A 14446-nucleotide genomic window follows, 5' to 3' on the forward strand; every position below is an offset into this window, starting at 1 on the left:
AATATGGGGTGTTCTGAAAGAATGAGCAGCTCAAAAAATAAACCCACACGGGCATGAGATAAAAAAGCTGGCGGAGATCATTCCGCCAGCTTTTTTTTGCAAATTATTCGCAATACACGCCCTCACTCCAGATTCACTTTTTCAAGCCTCTGAGATGAAAATTTCGGAAACCGATATTATTCTTGACGTACCTAAAGATGCCCCGCCTCCCATCTGACTAACACAACTTTCGCAAAGCAGGCAGCATACGCCCGATTTCATTGAGGTGCACAAAAGCATGGCGCGTGGCTGGCATCAATAGCAAATTCGTCTGAGGATGTCTGCCCCAATATTTCAAAAGCCACTGCGCCTGCTCTCGTACCGTACCGTCTTCCAGCAGGCGTGCCAATCGTTGCGGCGCGGGCTTCTCTTTAAGCTTCTCAACATTAAGCTTACCTGCTATTTGACGGGTCCGCTTTCCAACCGCCAGCCGATACGCCAGCAATCCATTCAGATTCACCGATTCGCTCAGTACGCGGATTTCTTTTGCGGTCATTTCATTGCCCACATCCACAAAGAGACTATTTGTCTTACTCTGCCAATCTCCCCGATAAAATACTTGCGGCGCGTCTGCCAAAAGAACGTTCATCGTCACATCTTCAATGCGTGTGATATGCCACAACATCCAGGCAACTGAATTTGCCCGTCCCGCGGGGATAATGCGCATTTGCTTATCTGACAACCCCTGTAAAACTTCGTCTTGAAATGATCCATACCCGCCCAGTTTGGCTGTGTGTACCATCCCGTGGTGACCTATAAAAAGCTCAATGGCTTTTGAAAAGTCTTGAGCGCGCTCAAGCTGACGGCGCAAAAGGGAGTGTTGGTCATTCCAATATTTACGGTCAATCAATGCATGTTCATCTTTCATGGGACGCTCGAAAAATTTATATTCCCAACTGGCTTTGATTCTTCTTCATTTTCTCCGCCAGCTTAAAGATATATTTTGATGTGATTTTTTTTATTTTTGGATTATACCCCGCGAGGCATTAATAAAAAACTTCCGAAGTTTGGTTTGTCTATCTCACCCGTGTAATATTGACGCACTTTGGAACACGGCTGGGGGGAGTGTAGGCACAGCCGAACTGATACGTATTCTCAAACCGAAAAATGATCAACGACTCGGTCACACCGAACTCGGACAACGGCCTTGTCACAGGCAGGCTGTCCACGTCACTGCTCCATTCAAGAGTATAGGGACCTTTTGCATAGGTGGAAAATCCGTCCACGTCAATGAGCGGTGCGGGCAGGTCTGCCCCATTTTCAACGGCGGATATTCCTTCCAGCAGGAGGGTGTTCCCATCCTGCAACGCCAGGCGAGCCTCCGGCGCAAGCATCGAAAATCTGCCGCCGATGACAGCCATGGCAACCAGGATCAACAAGGCGAGGAAGGGACGCCCTCCCCTGCCGCTCGAGATGGATGCTGCCCGATCGAAATTATTCAACACCCAGCGCAAAAACAAAGTCAGCGGCAGGTAAATGATCAGGCGCGGCAGGAAGGTGAACAAAAACAGAAAGAACGAGGTCACGCCTTCGGACACTCCTGAATTAAGATAGGCTTGTATGGAACTCAGGGTGACAATGAAAAGGGATCCGCCCAGCAAACCCCAAAAAGATTCTTCATCCCATGCCACGATCATTCCCAGAAGGCTCATGGCAGTCATGGTCAATAGGATGGTGGTCACACGTCCCAACGGCAGCTCAAACAACGGCACCCCGGGCAGCATCCACGAATTGATGAATTCCGAGGTGATCGCGAAGGGTATGCCGAAGACCAGACCGATCAAAAACCCATAAATTCGACGTTTACGATCGCTCATTTTAAAACTCCAAAGTTAATGATGAAGAAATTGAAATTAATTATAGTACCGGATTCCCGTCCAATAAGAAGCATGGACAGGATCATCATGGCTTTTGTGAAATCATCAAAACCTTAACATCCAAATGTCCTAAATGGAGGAACAGGCAAACCAAAGGCTTCGAATACGGACACACCATCCCACTCCGCGGGCAGGGGCAATCCCAGCACGAAGGCGGCGGTGGCAGCGGTATCCATGGTATGGACCTGCGTGCCCAATTGACCTGGGTACACACGCGGTCCGCTGATGATCCACGGGATGGTCATATCTTCGGGGGCATCGGTTCCATGAGATGAGTCGTGCCCGCCATGATCTGAGGTGACAATGATGATCGTATCTTCATACATGCCGCGGTCTTTTAATGCATCAAGCAGCACGCCTAATGTCTTATCATCTTTTGTATAAGCCTTCAATTGTTCGCGCGACATCCAGCCTTCTTCATGCCCCGCCAGATCACCGTTTGGGAAATGCACGAGCATGAGATTGAAACCAGTTTTGATCTGATCAAGAGCAAGTCTTTCAATACTGGTGAAATCGTCGATCTTGTCGGTCTCATCCACGAAGGCAAAAAAGTCCGTGCTGGGCGGCTCGGTGACCTGACGCAGTTTTTCCTTGCCGACCACCATCGCGGTTTGAAGTCCTGCTCCATGCACCAGATCAAAAACATCGGTGCCGCGCGCATACCCATTTTGAGGCACATATTCATTCCAGCGCACAATATGTTTCGCGGGGCACATCCCTGTCAGCATGGAGGCATGAGCGGGCAGGGTGGAACTGGGCATGATGGTCTGTGCATTAAGGGTATACGCTCCGCTTTGCATGAGCGCCATCACATTGACCATGTTGGCTTGAGCAATCGCATCTGGACGTAATCCGTCAAAGCTGACGATCAGAACACGCGAGATCGCCGGGGTGGGCGTAAATGTTAAAGTGGGGAAAGGGGTCTCGGTGGCGGGCGGCGGCGTACCACTTGGGACAAGAGTCACAACAAGGGGCGGAGCAACTGTCGGCGGCATAGGTGAAGCGAATGACCCGCACGACTGCAAAAAAACAATAAAGAGGGTCAAAAGCCAGTTACGGAAAACAGGTTTCAGGGTGTTTCTCCCAAAAATAATTTACCCCGGGTCAATGGTCATTCCATTGATGGCAGGGCCATTGAACGCTTTCCGGATGGATTTTAAGTCTTGGTTCTCCGAAAGCTTCGTAAACAGGAATGCCATCCCAATCAGCTTGTTGGGGGAAGCCTAATCCGTAAGCCACTGTGGCGGCTGTATCCATGGTATGCAATAGCGCAGTGATTTCACTGGGAACGATATCCGGCCCGGATGCGATCCAGGGAATACGGTAGTCTTCAATGACGGTGCCGACATGGTTTTTGTCATGACCGCCGTGGTCGGCGGTGACGATGATCAGCGTGCTGTCACGCAAGCCGTTCTCTTCAAGCGCGGATAGTATTTGCCCAAGGGCTTCATCGCCCTCGCGCAGGACTTTGAATTGCGGGTCAGACATCCAGGCATATTTATGTCCGCGCAGGTCAGCGCCCGCAAAGTGAACGAACATTAATCCAAATCCCCTGTCGATCTGCGCAACCGCCTCTCTGGCGACAGCGGGTTCACCATAACGGACTTCGAAAACATCGGTTGTTTCAGGCTCCGCCAGCTGTCTCAATTTATCCTTGCTGACCACCATAACAGTCCGCATGCCGGCCGCGTGTGCCAGATCAAAAATATCCACGCCTTTGGAATATCCCATATACATAAAATACTTGTCATAGACTACGCCATTTTTCGCCATGCACAAGCCTGAAAGCATTGCCGCATGACTGGGCAACGTGGAGGGATAAGCAATCGTGATCGCGTTTGTCAATGTATACGCGCTGGTCTTCATTAACTCCAGAAGGTTGTTCATGGGCGCGGCGGCGATTGCATCAGGGCGCATACCATCGTAACTGATAATGAGAACGCGTTCAATTCCAACCGGCAACGGTGTGATTGTCGGCGTGGGCTCAATCGTCGCGGCGAACGGAGCGGTGGAGGACGGTGGAAGAACGAAGGCTGTCGGGGATGGGGTGAAGGGCGCTGTTTGAGTCGGCCGCAGAGCCGACGGTGCCGCAGGAATCGCGGCAGGCACGGCGCCCCAAAGGTTGGGAGCCTGGGCGCAGCCTGCCAATAGCAGGCAAAAAAATACCACCTTGCAAATTTTCATTCGGATTTTTACTAATAATTATTAGGCCAGATACTCAAAATCATTTTGCTGATTTTCAATTCCACTCATGACACGGCCATTGCACACTTTCAGGATGGATCTCCAACCTGGGCAGCCCAAAGGCTTCATATACAGGAATGCCATCCCAATCGTCTTGCTGCGGAAATCCTAATCCGTAAGCTACGGTGGCGGCTGTGTCCATTATATGGATCCGCGCGGTGATCTCGCCAGGAACGATCTCCGGTCCAGATACGATCCACGGGATGCGGAAGTCTTCGATCTTGGTGCCGTCATGATTGCCGTCATGTCCACCGTGGTCAGCAGTGACGATGATCATGGTGGATTCACGCAAGCCACTTTCATCGAGCGCCGCTACTATCTTTCCCAAAGCTTCGTCCCCGTTCCGAAGCATAAGCAAATACGACCCACCCATCCAGTCATATTTGTGTCCGACCTGGTCTGCAGACGGGAAATGCACGAACATCAACCCAAATCCCTGGGCAATCTGCTCTACTGCCGCGGCGCCGACAGTAGCTTCATCATGCCGAATTTCAAAAACATCTGTTGTTTCAGGTTCGGCAAGTTCTCTTAATTTATCCTTGCCCACGATCATCACCGTTCTCATTCCAGCCGCGTGTGCAAGATCAAAAATATCCACACCCTGGGAATATCCCATATATTTAAAATACCGGTTATAGAAGATACCATTCTTCGCTGTACACAACCCTGAAAGCATCGCAGCATGGCTGGGCAGTGTTGAAGGATATGCGATCGTGATGGCGGTCGTCAGGTTGTACGCGCTGGAATTCATCAACTCAAGCAGATTATTCATTGGCGCAGCCGCGATCGCGTCTGTTCGCATGCCATCAAAACTAAGGATGATCACACGTTCGATCTTTGGCGCGGGAGCGGGTGTTATCGTTGGAGGAATGATTTCCGTGGCGGGAATCGGTGTATTGGTGTAAGCAGGAACAGGCGTCGCTGTTTGGGCAGGCGGCAAAACAGTAACTACCGCAGGAGACGACGGAGAGGCAGCCTGCCAGGGGCTGGATGCTGTTAAAAATAAACATAGAAATAAAATAACAAACCTTTTCAATTGGTGGATTCCTTTAGCATTGGCATTTTCAACCCGTGGCGTTTTGCGGCGGCGATGGCGATTTCATAACCGGCATCCGCGTGTCGCGCCACGCCCATGCCGGGATCTGTTGTAAGGACTCTTTCCAGTCTGCGGGCTGCTTCCGGGGTGCCATCCGCCACGATCACCTGTCCCGCGTGCTGACTATATCCCATCCCCACGCCGCCGCCATGATGGAACGAGACCCAGGTCGCGCCTCCGACAGCGTTGATCAGCGCATTGAGTATCGCCCAGTCTGAAATGGCATCCGAGCCGTCTTTCATCGCTTCAGTTTCACGGTTCGGCGATGCAACGGAACCCGAGTCCAGATGATCGCGCCCGATGACGATGGGGGCTTTAACTTTTCCGCTTGCGACCAATTCATTGAACATCAATCCAGCCTTGGCGCGTTCGCCATATCCCAGCCAGCAGATACGAGAGGGCAATCCCGGAACGGAACTTTCGCGCGCCATTTTCATCCAGCGGTGCAAAGGTGCAGCGTCAGGGAATAACTCCATGATTGCCTTGTCTGTGGTGTAAATATCTTCCGGGTCGCCTGAAAGCGCCACCCAGCGGAACGGTCCCTTGCCTTCACAGAACAACGGGCGGATATAGGCAGGCACGAAACCTGGGAATTCAAAGGCGTCGCTCACGCCATGATTGAAAGCCTGCTGACGCAAATTGTTACCGTAATCAAAAACTTCCGCGCCCGCGCGTTGGAAATTCAGCATGGCTTTTACGTGTGTAGACATGGAATCCATGGCCATTTTCTTATACTTCTCTGGGTCCGACTCGCGCAGTTGATTGGCGGCCGTGATACTTAATCCAGAGGGCACATAAAATAACGCTTCATGTGCAGAGGTTTGGTCTGTGACTACATCGGGAATCACACCGCGCGCAAAGAGTTCACTATACACGTCTGCGGCGTTGCCGATCAGCCCGATGGATTTTGGAATTTTCTTTTCCTTGAATTCCTCCACCAGCGTCATCGCTTCTTCGAGATTATCCACGACCATGTCAATGTATCCGATCGCGCGGCGGCGTTCGGCTCGCTCGGGGTCAACTTCAACCACCAGTCCCACACCTTCGTTCATGGTAATGGACAAAGGCTGTGCGCCGCCCATGCCGCCAAGGCCGGCAGTTAAAACAAATTTACCTTTCAGTGAATCCCAGCCCTTGAGTTTTGCAAGCGCACCAAAGGTCTCGTACGTTCCCTGCAAAATCCCCTGCGTGCCGATATAGATCCACGAGCCGGCTGTCATCTGGCCGTACATGATGAGTCCCTTTTTATCCAGCTCATCGAATTTTTCCCAGGTCGCCCAATGCGGCACGATGTTCGAATTCGCGATCAACACTTTTGGCGCATCCTTATGGCTCTTGAAGACAATGACGGGTTTGCCTGATTGCACAAGCAAGGTCTCGTCTTCTTCAAGATTCTTAAGCGATTCAAGGATGGCGTCAAATGATTCCCAGTTGCGCGCAGCTTTTCCGCGTCCACCGTAAACAACCAAATCTTCAGGCTTCTCTGCCACTTCAGGATCAAGATTATTCTGGATCATTCGATACGCGGCTTCAGACAGCCAATTCTTGCAGGTCAATTGTGTACCGCGCGGTGCGCGAACTACGCGAGATGTGGACATCGAATACGCTCCTTATGAATTAAGTGAGTTATCATGAGGAATTTTTTTAACTCTGCAATAAGGACTCAACTGCACGATGCCCATCAGGAGATAAGCGATCGGGTGAGTAACAAAAAGCCTCCCGACTATTATAGCCGAGAGGCTTCATTGAATTCATTAAGATTATGATAAAGAGGCCTGTCCCTTTAATATCATATCTGCAAAGTTCGTGCCTTTCAAGCGGCCGACCAATTCCTCTTGAGCTTCGCACCAGATCGGACGCAATGGACAATCATCATCAAAGGAACAGGTGCCGTTGTCGCCAACGCACTCATTAAGTTGGATCGGACCATCTATCGCCTCGACCACTTCAAGCAAGGTGATATCTTTTGCCGCGCGGGCAAGGGTGACACCGCCGCGCGCGCCGCGGGAAGTATGTAACAACCCGGCAATGGACAATTGAGAAACGATCTTGGCAAGGAAGGACGGCGGAATGTGTTGTTCCTCCGCGATCATACTTGTAGCTGTGCGCTGGTCCACATTGCGGGCCAGATGAAGCACCGCTCGAACGGCATAATCTGCTTGACGTGTAATTTGCATACTGGCCTCTTCTAATAAAACAGGTAATTCCTTACCGACTATAACGATTTTATTGTGCAATTCATTACAATGCAAGTGATGGAGGTCATGGATAAATTATGACCTTTTGCTCCGAATTCTAAAGGCCAAAATACGATGAAAGCGCATCACGCGCAACTGATTCGGGCTTCTGGCTCAAACATATCCTTGCCTATTGTTGGTTCAAAAAAGTCCCGCATCGGCTTTCGATGCGGGACTTTTCATAAAACTTCTACTTGGTCAGCGTCACATTGCCAGCGCCGATGTTGATCACAAACGTCAGCATCGGGCCTTCTCCTGCTTGTTTGTATATCTTCCCATTCTGCTCCCAGCCCGAACCGGCATTGACGTTCGAGGCTCCGCTGTCCACTGTGACAATGGCGTTCACACCTTTGGCACGACGATGATCATATTGCTCAATCCGCTGGAAATGGTGATCGAGGCATCCCGTTGAAGCTCACCTGAAAAATCCAGTGTGTAATCACCTGCGCCGGATGAGAAATCCATCAGGGAGAAATTGGCATTCGCAAGACCGCTCATCTTCACGTTGGATGCACCCGTCCCATATTCAAAGATGGACATCTCAGCCAAATTTGGTTGCGAAAAAGAGAGTTCAACATCCGCCGCGCCGTCTTTGATGGACAGGTTGTTGAGCTCCAATCCGCCAAGCTCAAAGGTCCCTTCGTATGCGCCGGCTTCAATGCTCAAATCCATGGGGGTAGTGCCCAGTTTAAGATCCCATATATTCTTGAGATCCTTAAACGATGGGAATACGTTGAAATTCACTTCGCTCATCCCGACTTGAACATTACTTCCGTCTGTTTTGATAACAGGCTTGAACGCGGAATAACTATAGGTTGCCGTGCCATCCACAAGTTGACTTGAACCGGGAGCCAAGGTAAGCTCACCAGCGCCGGAACGCGAGTTCTAGATTCACCTGGTCGCTATCGGGAGCTGGCACAGACATATTTTCGGTAACTTCTGGGTCGGGAGCGGGCGCTTTGGGCAATTCAAATCCACAAGCCATACTGGCTAATGCCAATGCAAGAAATGCTGAAATAAGTTTGGTGTTCATAATAAGAAATCTCCTTCTGGCAAATATACGCTCTGAAGGTGGGTATGGTTGCAGGCTATTCAGGCTTTTTTACTCGAACAGGTTCAGGCAATTTTAATGCCGCGTGTAACGCCTGATCCAATGACCTAACTTCGATGATCTCGATCCCTTTGGGATACGCCTCGCCCTGGCGGATGGCTTTCGGCACGATCGCGACTTTGAACCCCAGCTTTTGCGCTTCACGCAAGCGCGCCACCATTTGACCCGGCATACGCAGTTCGCCAGCCAGCCCGATCTCGCCGATGAGCACCGCCTCCGCACGGACAGGCACATCCTTCCAAGAAGATGCGATCGCTGCGGCAATCGCAAGGTCAGCTGCGGGTTCGTCAATTTGAATGCCGCCAACCACGTTGACGAAGACATCCTGCTCTGAAAGTTTTAATCCCACGCGGCGCGTCAAGACCGCCGAGATCAAAAGCAAGCGATTAAAGTCAATCCCATTTGGGGTACGGCGCGCATTCCCGAATTGGGTTGGAGAAGTCAGCCCCTGAATTTCAACCAGTATCGGCCTTGTGCCTTCCATTGTTACTGCAATGGTCGAGCCAGCCGCATTGACCAGCCGCTCCGCAAGGAATGCTTCTGATGGATTGGTTACTTCCACCAGTCCGCCTTCGCGCATTTCAAACACGCCCACTTCTGCAGTCGCGCCAAAACGATTCTTTACCGAGCGTAATAAACGATACGCCTGGAACCTGTCGCCTTCCAGATATAAGACCGTATCCACGATATGCTCCAGCACACGCGGACCGGCAATATTGCCTTCCTTGGTCACATGCCCGATCAGGAACACAGATACACCGCTGGATTTCGCCAACTCGCTCAAATGTGACGCGCACTCGCGCACCTGCGAAACCGAGCCCGCCGACGAATCCAATTCGGATAAATAAACTGTCTGGATCGAGTCAACAATCAGCAGATCAGGTTTGAGTTCGCTGACATGGTTCAGGATCACTTCAAGATTCGTTTCCGTCACCAGTAAAAGATTTTCGGTAGTTCTTCTTACCGTTCAACAAACGCACTGCGCGCATTTTGATCTGTCGTTCAGACTCTTCGCCCGAAACATACAGCACACGCTGTGAGTTCGCCATCTCCATCGCCATTTGCAGCATCAGCGTAGATTTGCCAATGCCCGGGTCCCCGCCGATCAGCACGATGGAACCAAGCACGATTCCCCCGCCGAGCACGCGCGAAAACTCACCGATCGGCAGATGGACGCGATCCTCCGCATCTCCCCCGACCTCGGAAATGGGGCGCGGAACCGAACGGCCGCTCAGCCCGCGGACATTTGACGGTCCCTTGTTGACAGGTTCTTCATGGATGACTTCTTCCACCATACTGTTGAACGAAGAACACTGCGGGCACTTGCCCATATAAGAAGCGGACACACGGCCGCATTGCTGACAGACATACCGGGTATGAGTTTTTGTTTTTGCCATAGGATTCTCGGAATAAAAAAATGAGCGAGCTGCGATTAGCCGCTCAAGAGTATAACAGAATTACATGTTCTGTTTTAATTATCGCTCACAAGGACCAGAGTTTTATTTCACGCGCGTTCACTTGTCCGCACAAATCCGCAAAGAGACCATAAGCCGTTTCAACGGGGCCGCCCTTCATGCCGGGCTTTTCAGAAAGTGTGACCGAGTAGTCAAGAATCACATCCGTTCTAAAGGTGATGCCGGTGCTGGAATTCATCATGCCATATAAGGGAGAAGTTGAGTCGACCAATTGAGGAGAAACGCTGGCAGTCACTTTATCGCCAATCTTTTCAGCGGAGCAGACCAGTTTATAGCGTTTGCCTTCCGCTCTGGCTTTTGCGATCATTTGCGGGGTAATACCGCGAATGCCCGTGGGATTCACTTGCTGCGGGGTCATGGGCGTATCCATCAAAACAGTGACCAGCGCCGCGACTCCTTGATCGCCGCATCCCAGCCGTCCACATCATTGGTGGGATCGGTCTCTGCCAGGCCAATGGATTGCGCGTACTTGACCGCATCCTCATACGCTTCGCCATTTTCCATAAGAGTGAGGATGACATTGGTGGTGGCGTTGAAGATGCCATTGATCGAAATCAGTTCAGCAAGAGGAAAAGCCTCGCGGAAAACAGAGAAAACAGGCGCGCCGCCCAGAACCGTTGATTCAAAACCAAAGCGTTTGCCCTTGGATCTGGCGAGCGCAGTCAACTCACGATAACCGTGAACCACGGGTCCTTTGTTGGCGGTGATGGCGTGCATGTTCAAATCAAACGCCCGACGGATGTGATCCAAAGCAGGCTGGCCTGTTTGCGTGTTAACCGGAGAATTCCTCGAACATAACGTTGGCTTGTGAGTTGTTGATCACGGCCAAAGAATCCTTCACGTCCGTGGAAGAAAGGGATGAGATGGATTGTCCGCCCTCTACGAGATCCAATGCTTTCTGAATATCAAGTCCATCGGGATTTACAGCAAAGCCGTGACTGCCCGTGGCGATGCCCGTGAATGAGAATGTGACATCATGCTGACTCTTGAGCAAATCCTGTTTGCGTATCAATAATCGGGCGAGCGAACGGGCAACATTACCGAAACCAATGAGTGCGAGTTTGTAGTGCATAAGTTCTCAGCCAGATGTTGGGCGGATCGCGATCCGCCCTACAGTGGTGGATATGGGAAGTGCGGCGGTCACGCGGGGCTTGCGGAAAGGTTCGCGATGTAAGCAATCTTTCCGCGCGGTTCTGCAGCGCGACCACTTCAGTCAGACTGAGATAATTTGCAAAGAGGGCCGACCAACCGTCGGCTTGGAAAAGAGGGGCAAGCAATTCATCGGGAATCGCCTGTCCGGCAAAATCCCATATTACTGTCCGCAATTTATTTTCTTCGTGGAAACAAACACCGTGATCAATCGCGTACAGTTTGTGGGTCTCATTCTCAAAAAAGACATGGCTGCCTTTACGGTCTGCGTTGTTGATCAGCAGGTCGAACAACATGACCGGCTTGAGCAGGTTTTTATCTTCCACAGTGAAATTAAAGTAATGATATTCGATATCGTAATTAACGTATTGTTGCAGCGAGCCGCGCGCCCGGCATGCGGACCATCTCGCGCATGCCTGGGACTGTGAACAATATGAAGACCGAGTTGCCGTTTAACAGGTAAGCAGAACCTCGGTAGCGCTGCGCGAGTGTATTCCCGGGAAATCCCTGTGCAGTTCGTCCGCCCTTGTAAGGCTTGAAACGGCCTGATAAGTTTACCCTCATACTCAACATCCACAAGGAATGTGTACTTACTGCCGAGCATGAACTGGCCTTTCAGGATCATGATGTACCTAACGCAAGTGACGATTTAATTGTGCTGTGAGCGGAGAGTTCATAGTGAGTCGAAAAGGTAAAAAAGTCAAAAGTGACCTTCGACTTTCGACCTTTGACTTATTAAGCCAGGTGCCCGTTCTTCTTGGGGCAAAAATGTCCAACCGCTTCATCGGCTGACCACACTCGCACACAAACCGGTCGTCCACGACCGGCGACATCGCACCCCAGCGCGCCACTTATGCGGACCTGGCCCCGGCTTGCCCAAAAACGGATCTGCGCATGGAGTCAGGATCTTCTTTCTTCGGTAACAGTAATTCCTTGGTGAAGACCACCACACGGTCACGGTCTTTATCGTAGGCAAGTCCGATCTCGCCGGCGCGGAAGAGCGGATCAACCCGCTGTGGATGCATATGTTCCTCTGAGAAATCTCCGGCGGCTTTCAAGATTGGGGTTTTGCTGACTGATCTGTGAAAGGAATTGTTCGATACCGATGGCAAGCGATTGTAATTGCGCCTTTCGATCAACACGGTGATCGTACGTTCATCCCGATAGGCTTGAAGATAAAAGATACGCTGTCCCCGAGCGCCAATGGCGTCCGCAATACGGCCACACGGGTCTACACCAATTCTTGAAACGGGGCATAGGGATTCCTGCAATTGTATTCGCAGGGGCGACCCTCGCATGACTTTCAAAGAGACTTTGATTTCTCCGGGCGGGTCGCCCTACATACCTTTTCGTAGTATACCAGACAACCCCCTCATGTATAATTCGCACACCCCACCAAAGGAGAGTGCCATGTACGAAAAAAATGCTCGATTAATTACAAGGCTTGCTTGATACGTGGATAAGACATCTTTGCAAAAAGCGCTGGCAAATGCTGCCTGAGCGCAACGCTCCGCTTGAGTTCACTTGCAACTTCATCTGATCCCACAAAACCGACAATTCCCGCAGGACATCGCTGAACTGATTACGATCGGACCTCGGTCTGCCGGGCAAATATCCCCATATTCACGCGGAGTCCACCCGACTCTGCACCGCAGAAACTATGGACAATGAGAATGTTCGCGGGCTTCGGCACTGCGAAGAAACCAACAAGCGCTCCAAATACTTGCCGAGCAGGGTCAAACGTTAGGATTGAGCATTGCCTTGACTTCGCGACTTTAATGGGCTACGATACCGACCAGCCCGAGGCGTTGGGCGAGTTCGGCAAATGCGAAGTGGCGATCTCATCCCTGAAGGATATGGAAATCTCGCTTGAAGGCATTCCGCTGGAAAAAGTACCGGTTAAGCTTGACCATCAACTCACCCGCCGCGATCACTGGGCCATGTATCCGCCGCCGCCGAAAAGCAGGGATTGAGGCTCGATCAACTACGCGGCACGATTCATTGAACGATATTCTTAAGGGAATTCATCGCGCAGAAGGAGTTCATCTTCCCGCCGGATCTCCTCCATGCGGTTGGTCGAGACAATGGAATCTCCGGCGCGCAGAAAGTTCCGCAATGGAATACGATCTCGACTTTCAGCGGGTATCACATCCGCGAGGCCGCTTCGACCGCCGCGCAGAATTTCGTTCACTCTGGCGGACGGACTGAATATGTCCGCTGGGGCATTGCCCGCGCATGGATGGCGACTTCGCGCCGCCTGTCCTCTTCGCAACGCGCACAATGATTTCTTCGAAGAGATCGCCAAGTACTGCGGCCGCACGCCGTGACGGCGCGTGAAATGCGCGAGACCCCAAGGGCGGAAGTATCCGCGCCCGTGGCTGATGCGTTTCACACCCAAACGGCGGGAGTTTAATTAACAGCCCAACAGCCTGGAGAATAATGTCGTCTGAGTTGCATTCCAGGCGCTCGGCAGCTGTCCTCGGCGGGACGCAATCCCTGCACACCAATTCCATGGATGAGGCCCTGGCGCACTCGCCGTCCGAACATTCCGTGACGATTGCCCTGCGCATTAATAGCAGATCATCGCGGAAGAATCCGGCGTGACCAATACGGCTGACCTGCTGGGCGGAGCTTTCTTCGTCGGGCGCAGACCAACCGCATCGAAAAACAGACTTACGATTACTTCCGCAGGATCGAGGGAATTGGGAAGTAGCGTGATCCCCGTCCATCGGAAAAAGGATTCTTTCCAGGGTGAGATCGCGGACGCGATTTATCGCTACCAGCGCGAGATCGATAAGGGCATCCGCAAGATCGGGGCGTCAACGCATATGCTGAAGACAAGCCTTTCACCATCCCCATTCTAAAGATGGACCTGAATGGCTACACCTGCCAGATCTCTATTGAACAATATCCGCAAGACGCGCGGACAGCGGACGCGTCGGCCAGACATTGGACAGACTTCGCATCGCCTGTTTGGGCAATGGAGAACACCATGCCTTTCATTATGGAATGTGTTCCTGCGTACGCCACGCTGGGCGAGATCGTAGGCGTGATGAAGGAAACTTTTGGCGAGTATGAAGAGCTGGCAGTGATCTAAACTCTCGTTGGGCGCAACGCTCATTAATGGGACAAAAAGAATTTCATGAAAAACATACAGATACGCCTGCATTCGAGCCGAACGGGATTTCGGTCAACTCGCGGAGTGCGGTACTCCATCC

Annotated in this window: 21 protein-coding genes and 1 pseudogene; 4 read left to right on the forward strand and 18 right to left on the reverse strand. The window is 51.6% G+C overall.

The features are described 5' to 3' along the window. Nucleotides 1-217: 217 nt before the first annotated feature. The 17 genes and pseudogenes from IPL17_RS04335 to IPL17_RS04415 all read right to left on the reverse strand — a co-directional run bounded on the left by IPL17_RS04335 (nucleotide 218) and on the right by IPL17_RS04415 (nucleotide 12526). Nucleotides 218-907, reverse strand: a complete 690-nt coding sequence (locus IPL17_RS04335) for a DinB family protein (protein ID WP_345305857.1) — start codon at nucleotides 905-907, stop codon at nucleotides 218-220. Nucleotides 908-1055: 148 nt separating this feature from the next. After that, on the reverse strand, nucleotides 1056-1856 hold the full coding sequence (locus IPL17_RS04340) for a hypothetical protein (RefSeq protein ID WP_345305858.1): 801 nt from the start codon (nucleotides 1854-1856) through the stop codon (nucleotides 1056-1058). A gap of 113 nt (nucleotides 1857-1969) precedes the next feature. Beyond that, nucleotides 1970-2911, reverse strand: coding sequence for an alkaline phosphatase family protein (locus tag IPL17_RS04345; RefSeq protein ID WP_345305859.1), 942 nt, complete (start codon nucleotides 2909-2911; stop codon nucleotides 1970-1972). Between the two features lie 109 nt (nucleotides 2912-3020). Then, entirely contained in the window at nucleotides 3021-4100 is a 1080-nt protein-coding gene (locus IPL17_RS04350) for an alkaline phosphatase family protein (protein WP_345305860.1), read from the reverse strand. Nucleotides 4101-4155: 55 nt separating this feature from the next. Beyond that, nucleotides 4156-5196, reverse strand: coding sequence for an alkaline phosphatase (locus tag IPL17_RS04355; protein ID WP_345305861.1), 1041 nt, complete (start codon nucleotides 5194-5196; stop codon nucleotides 4156-4158). Then, nucleotides 5193-6854: a urocanate hydratase gene (gene hutU, locus IPL17_RS04360; protein ID WP_345305862.1), complete on the reverse strand. Its 1662-nt coding sequence runs from the start codon at nucleotides 6852-6854 to the stop codon at nucleotides 5193-5195. The genes IPL17_RS04355 and hutU overlap by 4 nt, the downstream gene beginning before the upstream one ends. 162 nt (nucleotides 6855-7016) lie before the next feature. Next, nucleotides 7017-7433, reverse strand: a complete 417-nt coding sequence (locus tag IPL17_RS04365) for an Rrf2 family transcriptional regulator (RefSeq protein ID WP_345305716.1) — start codon at nucleotides 7431-7433, stop codon at nucleotides 7017-7019. 250 nt (nucleotides 7434-7683) lie between these two features. Next, a complete protein-coding gene (locus tag IPL17_RS04370) occupies nucleotides 7684-7839 on the reverse strand; it encodes a hypothetical protein (protein WP_345305863.1) in 156 nt (51 codons plus the stop codon). Then, nucleotides 7836-8348 (reverse strand): toast rack family protein, encoded by a 513-nt coding sequence (locus IPL17_RS04375; protein ID WP_345305864.1) that lies wholly within the window; start codon nucleotides 8346-8348, stop codon nucleotides 7836-7838. The genes IPL17_RS04370 and IPL17_RS04375 overlap by 4 nt, the downstream gene beginning before the upstream one ends. Before the next feature lie 7 nt (nucleotides 8349-8355). Beyond that, the gene (locus IPL17_RS04380; RefSeq protein WP_345305865.1) at nucleotides 8356-8526 is read right to left on the reverse strand and encodes a hypothetical protein; all 171 of its coding nucleotides are present in this window, start codon (nucleotides 8524-8526) and stop codon (nucleotides 8356-8358) included. Between the two features lie 55 nt (nucleotides 8527-8581). Beyond that, nucleotides 8582-10001 (reverse strand): annotated as a pseudogene (radA, locus tag IPL17_RS04385) (DNA repair protein RadA). Between the two features lie 85 nt (nucleotides 10002-10086). After that, the gene (locus IPL17_RS04390; protein ID WP_345305866.1) at nucleotides 10087-10437 is read right to left on the reverse strand and encodes a hypothetical protein; all 351 of its coding nucleotides are present in this window, start codon (nucleotides 10435-10437) and stop codon (nucleotides 10087-10089) included. An 11-nt stretch (nucleotides 10438-10448) separates the two neighbouring features. Beyond that, entirely contained in the window at nucleotides 10449-10829 is a 381-nt protein-coding gene (locus tag IPL17_RS04395; protein WP_345305867.1) for a hypothetical protein, read from the reverse strand. A 22-nt stretch (nucleotides 10830-10851) separates the two neighbouring features. Beyond that, on the reverse strand, nucleotides 10852-11151 hold the full coding sequence (locus tag IPL17_RS04400; protein WP_345305868.1) for a hypothetical protein: 300 nt from the start codon (nucleotides 11149-11151) through the stop codon (nucleotides 10852-10854). Next, nucleotides 11117-11554, reverse strand: a complete 438-nt coding sequence (locus IPL17_RS04405; RefSeq protein WP_345305869.1) for a hypothetical protein — start codon at nucleotides 11552-11554, stop codon at nucleotides 11117-11119. The genes IPL17_RS04400 and IPL17_RS04405 overlap by 35 nt, the downstream gene beginning before the upstream one ends. Before the next feature lie 34 nt (nucleotides 11555-11588). Then, complete coding sequence (locus IPL17_RS04410; RefSeq protein ID WP_345305870.1) at nucleotides 11589-11792, reverse strand: hypothetical protein; 204 nt, start codon at nucleotides 11790-11792, stop codon at nucleotides 11589-11591. Between the two features lie 287 nt (nucleotides 11793-12079). Next, entirely contained in the window at nucleotides 12080-12526 is a 447-nt protein-coding gene (locus IPL17_RS04415) for a DUF3090 family protein (protein WP_345305876.1), read from the reverse strand. A gap of 321 nt (nucleotides 12527-12847) precedes the next feature. Between IPL17_RS04415 and IPL17_RS04420 the strand changes: the two genes are divergently transcribed. Continuing rightward, the gene (locus IPL17_RS04420) at nucleotides 12848-13201 is read left to right on the forward strand and encodes a methylmalonyl-CoA mutase family protein (RefSeq protein ID WP_345305877.1); all 354 of its coding nucleotides are present in this window, start codon (nucleotides 12848-12850) and stop codon (nucleotides 13199-13201) included. A 41-nt stretch (nucleotides 13202-13242) separates the two neighbouring features. On the opposite strand, the gene IPL17_RS04425 is transcribed toward IPL17_RS04420, so the two are convergent. Continuing rightward, complete coding sequence (locus tag IPL17_RS04425) at nucleotides 13243-13620, reverse strand: hypothetical protein (protein ID WP_345305871.1); 378 nt, start codon at nucleotides 13618-13620, stop codon at nucleotides 13243-13245. A 47-nt stretch (nucleotides 13621-13667) separates the two neighbouring features. Here IPL17_RS04425 and IPL17_RS04430 point away from each other — a divergent pair, with 47 nt between their 5' ends. The 3 genes from IPL17_RS04430 to IPL17_RS04440 are packed head-to-tail and all read left to right on the forward strand — an operon-like array spanning nucleotide 13668 to nucleotide 14325. Then, nucleotides 13668-13832 (forward strand): methylmalonyl-CoA mutase family protein, encoded by a 165-nt coding sequence (locus IPL17_RS04430; protein WP_345305872.1) that lies wholly within the window; start codon nucleotides 13668-13670, stop codon nucleotides 13830-13832. After that, nucleotides 13829-14092, forward strand: a complete 264-nt coding sequence (locus IPL17_RS04435; RefSeq protein ID WP_345305873.1) for a hypothetical protein — start codon at nucleotides 13829-13831, stop codon at nucleotides 14090-14092. The genes IPL17_RS04430 and IPL17_RS04435 overlap by 4 nt, the downstream gene beginning before the upstream one ends. A gap of 2 nt (nucleotides 14093-14094) precedes the next feature. Next, nucleotides 14095-14325: a hypothetical protein gene (locus IPL17_RS04440; RefSeq protein ID WP_345305874.1), complete on the forward strand. Its 231-nt coding sequence runs from the start codon at nucleotides 14095-14097 to the stop codon at nucleotides 14323-14325. The last annotated feature ends 121 nt before the right edge of the window (nucleotides 14326-14446 follow it).

The organism is Candidatus Villigracilis saccharophilus (assembly GCF_016711665.1).